This is a genomic window from Pseudomonas sp. TUM22785 (assembly GCF_028198105.1).
Lineage (GTDB): Bacteria > Pseudomonadota > Gammaproteobacteria > Pseudomonadales > Pseudomonadaceae > Metapseudomonas > Metapseudomonas solani.
In genome coordinates, this window is the sequence record NZ_CP116239.1 from 3,516,901 (window position 1) to 3,529,033 (window position 12,133).

The 12,133-nt window shown below is 67.7% G+C and carries 15 protein-coding genes; 7 read left to right on the top strand and 8 right to left on the bottom strand.

Translation table 11 applies throughout. The annotated features are described in order from the left end of the window. The first annotated feature begins 87 nt into the window (after window positions 1-87). Window positions 88-582, top strand: coding sequence for a hypothetical protein (locus tag PI990_RS15920; protein WP_271657694.1), 495 nt, complete (start codon window positions 88-90; stop codon window positions 580-582). Between the two features lies 1 nt (window position 583). On the opposite strand, the gene PI990_RS15925 is transcribed toward PI990_RS15920, so the two are convergent. Next, complete coding sequence (locus tag PI990_RS15925) at window positions 584-994, bottom strand: hypothetical protein (RefSeq protein WP_271657695.1); 411 nt, start codon at window positions 992-994, stop codon at window positions 584-586. Between the two features lie 228 nt (window positions 995-1,222). Between PI990_RS15925 and PI990_RS15930 the strand changes: the two genes are divergently transcribed. Together PI990_RS15930 and PI990_RS15935 are read left to right on the top strand one after the other, a co-directional pair. After that, the gene (locus PI990_RS15930; RefSeq protein WP_021221909.1) at window positions 1,223-1,507 is read left to right on the top strand and encodes a hypothetical protein; all 285 of its coding nucleotides are present in this window, start codon (window positions 1,223-1,225) and stop codon (window positions 1,505-1,507) included. Window positions 1,508-1,658: 151 nt separating this feature from the next. Next, entirely contained in the window at window positions 1,659-1,784 is a 126-nt protein-coding gene (locus tag PI990_RS15935) for a hypothetical protein (protein ID WP_021221908.1), read from the top strand. A gap of 160 nt (window positions 1,785-1,944) precedes the next feature. Here the strand turns inward: PI990_RS15935 and PI990_RS15940 are convergent, their stop codons facing one another. The 3 genes from PI990_RS15940 to PI990_RS15950 form a co-directional block, all read right to left on the bottom strand. Further along, window positions 1,945-2,898, bottom strand: a complete 954-nt coding sequence (locus PI990_RS15940) for a FecR family protein (protein WP_051241916.1) — start codon at window positions 2,896-2,898, stop codon at window positions 1,945-1,947. A 66-nt stretch (window positions 2,899-2,964) separates the two neighbouring features. Beyond that, window positions 2,965-3,510, bottom strand: coding sequence for an RNA polymerase sigma factor (locus PI990_RS15945; RefSeq protein WP_271657696.1), 546 nt, complete (start codon window positions 3,508-3,510; stop codon window positions 2,965-2,967). After that, on the bottom strand, window positions 3,507-4,226 hold the full coding sequence (locus PI990_RS15950) for an STN domain-containing protein (protein ID WP_271657697.1): 720 nt from the start codon (window positions 4,224-4,226) through the stop codon (window positions 3,507-3,509). The genes PI990_RS15945 and PI990_RS15950 overlap by 4 nt, the downstream gene beginning before the upstream one ends. 173 nt (window positions 4,227-4,399) lie before the next feature. On the opposite strand from PI990_RS15950, the gene PI990_RS15955 reads away from it, so the two are divergent. The 4 genes from PI990_RS15955 (at window position 4,400) to PI990_RS15970 (ending at window position 7,306) form a co-directional block, all read left to right on the top strand. Then, complete coding sequence (locus PI990_RS15955; RefSeq protein ID WP_184490439.1) at window positions 4,400-4,717, top strand: hypothetical protein; 318 nt, start codon at window positions 4,400-4,402, stop codon at window positions 4,715-4,717. A gap of 251 nt (window positions 4,718-4,968) precedes the next feature. Further along, the gene (locus PI990_RS15960) at window positions 4,969-5,781 is read left to right on the top strand and encodes an ABC transporter substrate-binding protein (protein WP_271657698.1); all 813 of its coding nucleotides are present in this window, start codon (window positions 4,969-4,971) and stop codon (window positions 5,779-5,781) included. A 108-nt stretch (window positions 5,782-5,889) separates the two neighbouring features. Beyond that, window positions 5,890-6,615, top strand: coding sequence for an amino acid ABC transporter permease (locus PI990_RS15965; protein ID WP_021221902.1), 726 nt, complete (start codon window positions 5,890-5,892; stop codon window positions 6,613-6,615). A gap of 1 nt (window position 6,616) precedes the next feature. Then, complete coding sequence (locus PI990_RS15970) at window positions 6,617-7,306, top strand: amino acid ABC transporter permease (protein WP_271657699.1); 690 nt, start codon at window positions 6,617-6,619, stop codon at window positions 7,304-7,306. Between the two features lie 164 nt (window positions 7,307-7,470). Here the strand turns inward: PI990_RS15970 and PI990_RS15975 are convergent, their stop codons facing one another. The 4 genes from PI990_RS15975 to PI990_RS15990 all read right to left on the bottom strand — a co-directional run bounded on the left by PI990_RS15975 (window position 7,471) and on the right by PI990_RS15990 (window position 12,071). Then, the gene (locus tag PI990_RS15975) at window positions 7,471-8,808 is read right to left on the bottom strand and encodes an LLM class flavin-dependent oxidoreductase (RefSeq protein ID WP_271657700.1); all 1,338 of its coding nucleotides are present in this window, start codon (window positions 8,806-8,808) and stop codon (window positions 7,471-7,473) included. Further along, entirely contained in the window at window positions 8,795-10,351 is a 1,557-nt protein-coding gene (locus tag PI990_RS15980) for a DHA2 family efflux MFS transporter permease subunit (protein ID WP_271657701.1), read from the bottom strand. Before PI990_RS15980 ends, PI990_RS15975 begins: the two co-directional genes overlap by 14 nt. Before the next feature lie 189 nt (window positions 10,352-10,540). Further along, a complete protein-coding gene (locus tag PI990_RS15985; RefSeq protein WP_271657702.1) occupies window positions 10,541-11,290 on the bottom strand; it encodes a tRNA-dependent cyclodipeptide synthase in 750 nt (249 codons plus the stop codon). A gap of 4 nt (window positions 11,291-11,294) precedes the next feature. Next, window positions 11,295-12,071, bottom strand: coding sequence for a 2OG-Fe(II) oxygenase (locus PI990_RS15990; RefSeq protein WP_271657703.1), 777 nt, complete (start codon window positions 12,069-12,071; stop codon window positions 11,295-11,297). Between the last annotated feature and the right edge of the window lie 62 nt (window positions 12,072-12,133).

Sequence of the window (12,133 nt, forward strand, 5' to 3'; positions counted from 1 at the left end):
CTGTCGCCACGGGACATTTTCGTTACGTAACGCTTTCTTTTTTCCGTTACGTAACTAGAATTGCGCCGTCTCCCCAGGAACGGCCCCATGAACACCCCCGAATCCCGCAAACGCGGCCGCCCCGCCACCGGCAACGCCATGAGCAACGCCGAGCGCCAACGCGCCTACCGCGAGCGCCAGGCGGAAAAGCGTAACGCCGAGGCCGTAACGTTAAATGAGCGAGCCCAGCAAACCCTCGAAAGCAGCGAACAGCTGCGCGCCCAGCGCGACATGGCGCTTCTGGTTCAGGCCCAGGCGGAACAGAAGGCGCGGGAATGGGAGGCCAAGGCCAAGTCATTGCTCAAGCAGTTGCGCGAACTGGAACAGCGCAAGGACGCCCCGCTAGCCTGGTACCAGGACCCGGGCCTGGAGGCGGTCTATGTCCTGGAGTCACGCCTGCGCGAGGAGAAGAACTGGAAACGCGTCGCCTCCATGGGCGCATTCACCCGCAAGGAAGTGGCGGATGAATGGCTGAAATCCATGGTGGCCCACAGCAGCATGATCGAGTACCGGGTGAACCGGATCAGGTTCAAGACCGAATGAGTCAGGCCGCTCTCTTGAGCCGCCAGTAATACGCCAGGCAAGCTGTGATGCAGACGAGCGAGAGGATGCCGAACAGCTGCGAGGGGCGATCCACCGCTGTCGCCACGCCATACAGCGGGTAAGGCAGGCAGGCCAGGAGCAGCCACAGCGCCGACCGGCGTGAGAAGAACAGCAGCGCACCGGCGAGGGTGAGGAGGAGCGCGAAGAGGTAGAGCCCGGCGGCCCCGAACAGGGAGATGCCCCCGGTCCTGAGCAGCTCCCAGATTTCCCCGCTGTGCCACAGCAGCACCAGGAACGGGATAGCGCCGGCCGCGATAATCGCCAGGCGCAGCGCAATGGGGTTCTTGCTCGATCCGTCGGCAGTCAGCTCCGCCGGGGAAGCCGATGAAGGGGATTGATAGGGGTTGTCCATGCCAGATGCTCCTTATGAGAGCTGCGAATCTACTGCCCTTCCGCCCAGGCCACCAGCTCGATTCCGATCTTTCGCTGGCCCGGCATCCGTGGCCTGCAGCCCAGCCGCCGCTTCGATAAACCGAACCACGGAACCCCATCCGCAGTCGAAAACCAGGTAGGACCCATTAACGTGCCAACCGTGGCCGAGGTATCGGCGCGGTGCGGCCGTACATAAGGAGACCCACCGATGGTCACTCACTACAAGGTCGCCGGCCACCTCGCCTGCGGTCATCACGGCAACAACCTGGTTTCCACCACTGAACTGGCACGGGTCAAGTGCCGCACCTGCCGCAACACCGAAGTCTTCAAGGAGGCCCGTCGCACCGCGCGCAATGCCGCACGGCGTGCCGCCCGCAAGGCCAAGGCCGAAAACGCCGCCAACGATTGGCGCAGCAGCTGGGAGCAACACCTCGCCGCCCTGCCCGGCCGCCAGCGCCTGCCCCGTGGTTTTGGCGAACAGGGCTTCGTCTGACCCGCACGCGGGGCCGCTGTCCTGGCGGCCCCGCCTTCGCTCCGCCCTTCCCTACAGCCTTTTGCCGCAACGCCGCTGGCCTCGCCAATGGCGCCTGGCCGACAATCCCCCGCAGCCCTGAGCCCATGCTTTCCTGGAACTGGAATCCGCGATGCAGAACGCTCATATCGGCCTGGTCATCATCGGTCTCATCATCGCTTTTGGCCTGGTGCTGTTCTATTTCGACCACCTGCGCGAGCCCCGCAAGCCGCCACCCGCGGAGGATGAAGCCACCTGAAACGCCAACGGCCCGGTTTATCCGGGCCGTTGCGTTGTTGGGGTGCACAAACCGTAGGTTGGCGCCGAGCGCAGCGAGGCCCAACGGTGCGGTGCTCGACATCGCTACGTTGGGCTTCGTACCTCAGCCCAACCTACGTGCTGCATACGCGTGGCACCGATCAACTGAGCAGCACCACCCCGCCCGGCAGCTCGGTGACCGTGGCGCCGTAGGCGTCGCGGATCAGGGCGGCGACTTCGGCCAACTGGTCGAGGCGGAAGCGGGCCTGGACCTTGCGCCGGCCGAGTTCCTGGTTGACCAGCAGGATCATCCCCGGGCGGTAGCGGTTGATCTCGTCGATCACCGTGGCCAGGGGCGCGTCGTCGAACACCAGCAGTTGTTGGCGCCAGGCCATGACCACCGCCGGGTCGAAGGCGATCGGTTCGCTGCGGCCGCCTGCGTCATAGGTCAGCTGGCGGCCGGGCGGCAGCAGCAGGCTGCGCCCGCGCACCTCCACCGCCAGGCTGCCTTCCAGGCAGGTGACGCAGATGGCCTCGCCCACGGCGCGGACGTTGAAGCGTGCACCGGCGGCATCCAGGGTGCCGGCCCCGGCCACCACGCGAATCGGCGCCTTGGCCAGCACTTCCACTTCGCCTTCGAGCAGTTCGATGCCCGCCACGCCGCCGCCCAGGGGGCGCCGGTTGATGCGGGTAAGGGTGTTGAGTTCGAGGGTCAGCCCCTCGGCGAAGTCCACGCGACGCTGCTCGCCCACTGCGGTGCTGTAGTCGGCGCCCATGCCGGGAAGCGCGTCCGGCAACCAGGGGCGCGCCATTACCACGGCCAGGGACGCGGCGATGGCACCACCGAGGAAGGCACGCCGGCCGAAGCGCCGGGGCGGCAGGCTGGCCACCGGCGGCGCAGGCTGCTGCAACGCCAGCGCGGCGGGCGCCAGGGCCTGCCACAACTCCCGGGCACGGGTGAAGGCTGCGCTGTGGCGCTCGCTTTGCGAGCACCACAAGCGGAAGGCCTCAGCGTCACGGGTGGTGGCGCGGCCGGAGGTGAGGCGGAGCAACCAGGCTCGGGCTTCTTCCTCCAGCCGGGTCTGCCCGGCGGTGCCGGAATCGGGTGCTGTCATGGCGTCGTCGTTCAACCGCAGCTGTTCTCGGGAGTGGTCGCGGGGCGCTCGTTCAGCCCCTCGACCCTATGACTGTTTTCCGGCGCCGGGACCGAACCGTTGCACCACTTTTCTTTCCAGGCGCGCTGCGCAATAGCACAGCGCGGCCTTGAGCTCCTTCTCCACCATGCGCGTGGAAATGCCGAAACGCCGGGAAATCTCCAGGTGCGGCACCTCTTCCATGCGCGCCGCGATAAGGATCTGCCGACGCCGTGGCGTCAGCTCCGCCAGCGCCGTGACCAGCGCCCGGATCTCGATCTGCCCGCCGACGATCACCGCCGGGTCGAGGTGCTCCTCGGCCAGGTGCAGCAGGTCCTCGACCTCCTCGCCGGTGAGCAGGCGCGCGTCCTGGGCACGGCGGTCGGCGGCGACGTTGAGGGCCATGCGATAGAGGTAGGCGCCAGGCTTCTGCACGCCTTCCGGCTCGTCCATGCGATCCAGGCGCAGGTAGGTTTCGTGGAGCACATCGTTGGCCAGGTCGTCCGACCCCAGGCGCCGTCTCAGGCGCGTCCTGAACTCCTCGTAGGAGGCCAGAAACAGCCTGAGCATGGTGCCACGCTCCTTGTTATTCATGCCCCCGCAGCTCCTTCCCACTTGTTGCATTCCATGCTGGCGGCCGCCTCCGGAACCACCAGCACGGTGACCGGCTGGGGCAGGGAGGACGGTGGCGCCCTGTCGATCATCAGGCCACGCAGGCTTTCCACCAGTGCCGCATCGCGCCGCAGGTTGCCGGTGGGCCCCAGCAGGCGGCTGTGCTCCACCAGGCCGACGGGGCCTATCCAGAGCTGCAACGCGGCGCGGTAGCCACCGGGCCGGGTCAACGGTGAACGGCACAAGGCCTTCGCCAACGCACCTTGCAGGGCCGCCGCGAAGCTGCCCTGTTCCCAGCGCGTCGCCGCGCCGTGGTTGCGCCCCGCAGGCGCCGTCGAAACCTTGGCCGGCAATACGGTAAAGGCCCGGCCTTCGCTGTGCTGGGCCATGAGCCCGGTACCGGTCAGCAGCCTGGCCAAGGCCTGGCGTGCGCCGAGCCGGCCGTTGACCGACGCCGAGCGCCGCCCGCGCGTCAGTTCGCGGTCCACCAGGATGGCCATCCCGGTCAGCTCGCTGAAGCGCTCCAGGGCCTGGGACAGGTCCTGCGCCGGCAGGTCGAACTCCAGCGGGCCCTCTTCGGCCCGGCCCTCACCCGCGAGCGCCATGCATGGCAACGCCGCCAGGCAGCAGGCTGCGACGAAGAGGACGATCAGCACCGCTGGCGCGAGGCAGCCCCTCGCCACGGCTTCCATTGACATAGGCGGCTTCCGACCCGTACTGCGTGTCGATGCATTGCTGGCTTGACCCAGGAAGGCAATCCTGAGGTCTGTTCATGTCGATTGTGTGACGGGCGTTGCAAAAAAGACTTCGCAGCGATGACGGCGCTTTTACCGTAGATTTCCCGGCAATGATCCAGCATCTGGAGGCAATCATGCCCGCACGCATCGCCCTCGCCGGCCTCGTTCTCGCCCTTGCGCCGCTGTTGGCCAGCGCCGATGAAGGCACCCCGCAAGGCAGTTGCATCAGTGCCGAAGTGAACGGCTACAAGGCCTTGTCCTATGACTGCCTGAGCCAGCGCCTGGCCAACCCGGATGGCGCCGAGGCGGCCCGCCGCAACCAGGCCGCCCTGCAGGTGCCCATCGAACGCCGCCCGGCCAACCAGCTGGGCCTCGCCACGCCGGCCGCTACCGGCGTGCGCATGGGCGCCAACTTCGGCCACTCGGTGCAGCCGCAACGCCCGGCGCCCTGACCCCACGCCAGGCAACCGCTCTAGCCCGCCACTTTCAGCGCAGCCCGCGCCGCTCCTGCTTATTCGTTTATCGAATTTAAAAAGACAAATTAATTCTTTTTTGTCCGCTCCAGCCCCCTGCCAGAATCGCCTCGCCAGCGGGCAACCCCCTCCGGCGAACGGCGGCGCTTCCCACCCGGAAGCGACCGCCCCCGACAGATGAGCGGAGCCCGGCCATGTGCGCCAGGGCCCGCCAAAGGAGCTGGATATTCATGAAGAAGCTGACTGCCCTCACCGCCCTCGCACTCGCCCTTTCCACCCTCTCCGGCCTGGCCCAGGCGGACCGCCTCGATGACATCCGCAAGGCCGGCGTCCTGCGCGTCGCGGCCTTCGACAGCAACCCGCCCTTCGGCTTCGTCGATGGCGAAACCCAGCAACTGGCCGGCCTGGACGTGGACTACGCCCGCGCCATCGCCGACAAGCTCGGGGTCAAGTTGCAGCTGCAACCCACCAACCCGGCCAACCGCGTGCCGCTGCTGGTGGCCAACAAGGTCGACCTGGTGCTGGCCAACTTCACCATCACCCCGGAGCGCGCCGAACAGGTCAACTTCAGCATTCCGTACTTCTCCTCGGGGCAGCAGTTCATCGTCAAGAAAGGCACCCTGAAGAACACCGACGACCTGAACAAATGGCGCGTGGGCGTCGACAAGGGCACGGTCAACGAAGGCGTGCTGCGGGAGAAATTCCCCGGCGCCAAGGTGGTGGCCTATGACGACACCCCCTTCGCCTTCACCGCCCTGCGCAACGGCCAGGTCCAGGCCATCACCCAGGACGGCCCCAAGCTGATCGGCCTGCTGGCCAACGTGCCGGACAAGGACAAGTACGAAGTCCCGCCCTTCACCATCTCCAGCGACCTGATCGGCGTCGGCATTCCCAAGGGGGAAACCGCGCTGACCGAGTACGTCAACCAGACCCTGCAGGAGCTGGAAGACAAGGGCCGCGCCCAGGCCATCTACGACACCTGGTTCGGCCCGGACACCAAGACCCCGCTGGCGCGCCTGTACAAGATCGGCACGGTGCACTGATCGCGCCATGAACCGGTGGGCCCGCGCCTGGAGCCCACCGACCACACCGCACGCCTTCCCTCCCCGATCCCCGCCTATGCGGGGATCACCCATTGAAAGACCTCGACAATGTTCGGCGACCTCCTCGCTCCCCGTTACCTGCATTGGCTGCTGGACGGCTTCCTGCTGACCCTCGGCACCTCGCTGCTGGTCTGCGTCATCGGCACCCTGCTCGGCGCCCTGGTCGCCGTCGGCCGCCAATTGCCCGGCCGCCTGTCCTGGCCGGCACGCGGCTACCTTTCGGTGCTGCGCAACACACCGCTGCTGGTGCAGCTGTTCTTCTGGTACTTCGGCGTGCCCGCGCTGCTGCCGGAGGGGCTGGTGTTCTGGCTCAACCTGCCCCATGAGCTGGCGCTGGGCCCGGTCACGCTGGCCTGGCCCTCCTTCGAGTTCCTCGCCGCGGCGCTGGGCCTGTCGCTCTACACCAGCGCCTTCATCGCCGAAGAGCTGCGTGCCGGCATCGCCTCGGTGCGCCCGCAACAGCGTGAAGCGGGCATGGCCCTGGGCCTGCGACCGGGCCAGGTGTGGCGCTACATCATCCTGCCCCAGGCACTGCACACGGCCCTGCCGCCGCTGTTCGGCCAGTACATGAACGCCCTGAAGAACAGCTCCCTGGCCATGGCCATCGGCCTTGCCGAGCTGTCATACGCCTCGCGCCAGGTGGAGACGGAAACCTTCAAGACCTTCCAGGCCTTCGGCATCGCCACCCTGCTCTACCTGGGCGCAGCGATCGCCATCGAGGTGGCCGGCACGCTGATCCACCAGCATCGCCGCCACGTGCGCGGGGAGGCCTGAGATGGATTTCTCGGTAATCCTCGACAACCTTGATTACTTCCTGCTCGGCGCCTGGCCCGATGGCCCCCTGGGCGGTGCGGCGCTGACCCTGCTGCTGTCGCTGCTCTCGGGCATTGCCTCGGCGGCGCTGGGCCTGGTCCTGGGCATCGCCCTGGCGGTGCTCGAAGGCCGGCCGCGCCTGGTGCTGCTGGCGGTGCTGGGCTTCTTCCGTGCCATTCCGGTGCTGATGCTGATCTTCTGGAGCTACTTCCTGCTGCCGGTGCTGTTCCAGGTGGATGTACCGGCGCTGGCGACCGTGGTCTGCGCGTTGTCGCTGATCGGCGGCGCCTACCTGGCGCACTCGGTGTGCGCTGGCATCCAGAGCCTGCCGCCGGGCCAGTGGGACGCCGGCCGCGCCCTGGGCCTGCGCCCCTGGCAGGTGTTGCGGCTGATCATCCTGCCCCAGGCGCTGCCTATCATGCTGCCGTCCTTCCTCAACCAGTGGGTGTCGCTGATCAAGGACAGCTCCCTGGGCTACGTCATCGGCGTCGGCGAGCTGTCCTTCGTCGCCACCCAGGTGAGCAACCGGGTGATGGTCCACCCGACCGAGGTGTTCCTCTTCGTGGCGCTGCTGTATTTCGTGATGTGCGCGAGCCTGGATCTGCTTGCCCGGGTGGCGAGCCGTAACCCAAGACGCCGCGCCACCTTGTAGGTCGGGTGAAACCCGACGCTCCGGCACGATCCCACGCGGGTTTCACCCGCCCTACGGTGATACGAGGTAGGACATTGCATCGTTGGGCCTCGCTGCGCTCGGCGCCAACCTACGGGTCCGCCGGTGGCGCCTTTCCCGGGCTGAAGCCGGGCTACCGGGAGCGGCTAGGCGAAATGCCGGTTGGCGATGCGTTGCAGGCCGAGGTTATCGCGCAGGGTGCGGCCTTCGTATTCGTGGCGGAACAGGCCCAGGCGCTGCAGCTCGGGGATCACCAGGTCGACAAAGTCCTCCAGCCCGCCGGGCAGGTGGGTGAACAGCAGGTTGAAGCCGTCGGCCGCGCGCTCTTCGTACCAGCAGGCCATTTCCTCGACTATCTGGCTTGGTGTGCCCACCAGCAGGCGATGGCCGCCGGCGCCCAGTGTGCGCAGCAGCTGTGCGGCGGTGGGCTTCTCGCGGCGGATCAGATCGACCACCAGTTGCTGGCGGCTCTTGTGGCGCTCGGTGAGCGGCAGCGGGTCGGGCAGCACCACCGGCGCATCCGGCGGCAGGCGTTCCAGGTCGATACCGATGTCCACCAGGAAGGACAGTGCCTTGAGCGCCGCCTCCGGGTCCACCAGGGCCTGCAGTTCCTCGTGCTTTTCCTCGGCCTCGCTGGCCGTGCGCCCCACCACCGGGGCCAGGCCGGGGAACACCTTGAGTTCATCCTCCCCGCGCCCGGCCAGGGCCAGGCGGCGGTGGATGTCGGCATGGAAGGCCTTGCCCTCCTCCAGGGTCTGCTGGGCGGTGAACACCAGCTCGGCGGTGCGCGCCGCCAGGGCGCGCCCGGCTTCGGAGGAACCGGCCTGGGCGATCACCGGCCAGCCTTGCAGCGGCCGGGGTGCATTCAGCGGGCCACGCACGCGAAAGTGCTCGCCGGCGTGCTCAAGCACGCGCATGCGCGCCGGTTCCAGCCAGGTGCCGGAGGTCTTGTCCAGGGGGAAGGCGTCGTCCGCCCAGCTGTCCCAGAGCCCGGTGACCACCTCGAAGAACTCCCCGGCGCGCGCGTAGCGGTCGGCATGCTGCAGGTGCTCGGCGCGGTTGAAGTTCTCCCCGCCGATCAGCGCCGTCACCAGGTTCCAGCCGGCGCGGCCGCCGGACAGGTGATCCAGCGAGGCGAACTTGCGGGCGATGGTGTAGGGCTCGTTGTAGCTGGTGTTGGCGGTGGCGATCAGGCCGATGTGCTGCGTCACCACCGCCAGCGCCGGCAGCAGGGTCAGGGGGTCCCAGCGCAGGCTGTAGGCGCTGCTGCGCAGCACGCGCGGGTCCAGCTCGCCCACCGCCACGTTGTCGTTGAGGAACAGCGCATCGAAGCGCCCGCGCTCCAGGGTCTGGGCGTAGTGCCGGTAGCGCTCGAAGTTGATCGAGGCGTCGGCGTCCGCCCGGGGGTGGCGCCAGCTGCCGGCATGGGCGCCGGAGCCGGAGAGGAAGGCCCCCAGGCGCAGGCGACCGTCACGCCTTGCCATGGCTGGGCTCCTGCTCGGCAGCCGCCTCGGCGGGCGCGGCCACCTGGGCACGCAGCAGCAAGGCGACGCTGGCCCAGACCAGCAGCACGCTGGCGGCGAGGAACAGCATCACCGCCTGGTAGCCCTGGAGGAAGGCGCCATGCACCCAGTCCTGCAGCACCTCCGGGGCCTGCGCCAGGTGCGCGCCCAGCAGTGCCACGCCCTGCTCCGGCGCAGCCGCGGCGCGGGCCAGCCAGTCGGTGTCCGCCGGTACGCCACTGGCACTGGCCAGTTCGCGGGCGGCGAAGCTGCGGTAAATGCCCACGCCCACCGCCAGGCCCAGGCCGCCGCCGACGTTGTGCAGGGTCATCAGCGAGCCCATGGCCACCGAGCCCACCTGCTGCGGCACCGAGGAGATGCCCAGCACCGTGGACGGCCCGAGGATGCAGGCCCAGCCCAGGCCCATCACCGCGAAGGCACCGAGCAGGTGCGGCAAGGACGTGCCCTCGCCGAAGCCGGCCTGCTGCAGTGCCGACAAAGCGAAGAACAGCAACCCGGTCTGGATCAGCAGTGCCGGCCCCTTGCGGTCCACCAGGCGGCCGACCAGGGGCGACAGCAGTGCTACGCCCAGGGTGGTGGGCAGCAGCAACAGGCCGCTGGCCTGCACGCTCTCACCCCGGATCAGCGACAGGTACAGCGGCATCACGAAGAAGGCCACGCAATAGAACAGCGCCAGGCCGAAGCTGGCGGTAACGGCGGCGACGAAGCGCCGGTTGGCGAACAGCCGCAGGTCGACGATGGGCGCCCGCACGCGCAGCTCTACCGCGACGAATGCCAGGAAGGCCACCAGCGCCACGCCCACCAGCCCCAGGGTGGTGGCCGACGCCCAGCCCCAGGCGCCGCCCTGGACGATCACCAGCACCAGGCTCGGCAGCCCAACCAGCAGCAATGCCGCGCCGGCCCAGTCGAGCCGTACGCCATCCTGCTCGGCACGGGACTCGTCCGCCGCCAGGGCGATGATCGCCAGGCTGAGCAGCACGAACGGCACGTTGACCAGGAAGATCCACTGCCAGCCGAAGGCGCTGGTAATCACCCCGCCGAGCACCGGCCCCACCGCGAGGCCGACGCCGTTGACGCCGAACAGCACGCCGAAGGCCTTGCCCTGTTCCTCACTGGCGAAGGTGGCCGAAACGATGGCCCCCGAAGCGGTATAGAGCACCGCACAGGCCAGCCCCTGGGCTACCCGCGCCGCCACCAGGGCGTCGATATCGGAGGCCAGCCCAGCGCCAAGGGACGCAAGGCCGAATACCGCGAGGCCGATGTTCAGCACCCGTCGGCGGCCATGCAGGTCGGCCAGCCGGCCCACCAGCACCATGGTGCTGGACAGCGCGAGGATGAAGCCGTTGATCACCCATTGCAGGCTTTCCACCGAAGCACCGAGGTCGGCCTGCAAGGCCGGCAGCGCGGTGTTGACGATGGTGAAATCCACGCAGCCGAGAAAACTGGCGATGCTCACACCGAGCAAGGCCCACCACTTGCGTTGCTGTTGCGCAAAAACGCTCATGGGAACTCCTTCCGTGATTACAGGGGTTGGAGGCCGTCGTCCGTGTGGCGTGGGGCCGTGTGTGCACTGTTGGGGCGAATTCATTCGCCCAGGCAGCCCGAAGGGCTGCGCTTTATTCGCGGATGAATCCGCTCCCACAGAAGAGCGCCGGGCTCACCTTGTGGGAGCGAATTCATTCGCGATGCTTGGCTAGATCGCAATCGCACTCCCTGCCCAGGCCGGGTGCACGGCGCCCGGCAGGGTGAAGGGAATGGGGATGCCGCGCTTCTTGAACTTCAGCGGCAGCCAGTGCACGAGGTCCGGCGCGTGGGGTTCGATCAGCAGGCGCCGGGCGGTGGCCATGGCATTGGTCATCTGCTGCGGGTAGATGACGTAGTCGTAGCCCTCCTCCGCCCACAGCGGGAGGATGATCGGCACCTCCTCCAGGATGTACTCGCGGCATTGGGCGGCCGCGCGCTCGACGTCGGCGTCCGGGTCGCGAAGTCGGAGGCGCTCGATGAACACACCGATGGTGGCTTCGATGGCGCCGCGCAGGTCCTCGCTCTCGCGGTAGAGCTGGTCCACCTGCTGGCGCAGCTCCGCGTAGCGGTCGGAAGCCAGCTCCTGGTTCCAGCGGCTGATGGTCACCGGCGCTTCCAGGCCGGCCAGGTACTTGCGGTTGCGCGCCAGCCAGGCGTCGCCGTCGCGGATCGAGGCGGAGAGCGCCTCGCCGGGGGATTTGCCGTGCTTGTTGTGGCGCTGCAGGGTGTCGGCCACCACCACCTTCACCCGGCTGAAGCCGGACTTGTTGATCAGGTGCACGGTGGAACTGAGCTTCTGCTCCTCGTGGTACTCCTGGCCCACGCTCACGGCCAGCACGCAGCGCTTGCCGGTGAAGTCCAGTTCTTCTCCACCCTTGTTGAAATAGGCCTTGAGGTTGATCGCTTCCACATCGCTCATGTCTTTAGCTCCAGTAGGCAAGAGGCTGGTCGTCGCCGAAATAGCCGATGAATACACCGAGGGTGACCCGGGTGGCGGTGGCCGAGGGGCGCACCGCATGGATCAGCCGGGGGTTGAGGAAGATCAGGTCGCCGGGCTCGGGCTTGATCACCAGGTCCGGCGGCGGCAGCAGGTGCCGCTCGATGCCGTAGGCGCGCTCGCCGCGCAGGCGGTCGTACTCGATCTCGTCGGGGTGGATGCCCCAGATCTCCAGTTCGCCGCCGTCCCCGGGTATCTGCAGGTAGATGTTGGTGGAGAGCTGGGTCAGCAGCTTCGGCTCGTGGTCCTGGGGCGCATTGCGTTCCAGGTTGTCGGTGTGCGGGGTGAGATCGACGCCGTTGCCCTGGAAGCGGGCGATGCCGACGAAGCACTTCTCGCCGTTCACATCCAGCAGCCGTGCGCCCTTGGGCCAGACCTCGTCGAGCAGCAGGCGCAGCTCGTCGATGGGCGATGCCAACGGGCTGAACACGCTGCGGATCTTGCGGATATTGGTGACGGCCTGACGGTGGTATTCGACCCGGCTGGCCTCGTCACCGATCTCGATATAGGCCTTGCCCAGGCGCACGAACTCGGTCTGTTCGCTGAAGGCACCGCGCAGTTCGTGGCGGCTCAGGCGGTCGAGTGCCAGGGCCACGGTATCGGCCGAAGCGAAGCCTTTTATGAGAATCCCGTAAGTGCGGGCGTGGATAACATCGTGTATATGCGCTGCGGTCAATTCCTCGACCGTGGTAATGGTCAGCATGAAGACTCCTCGCGTATCCCTGGAAGTTGTCGTTCGTATTAACGGCAGGCGTCCCTGCCTGG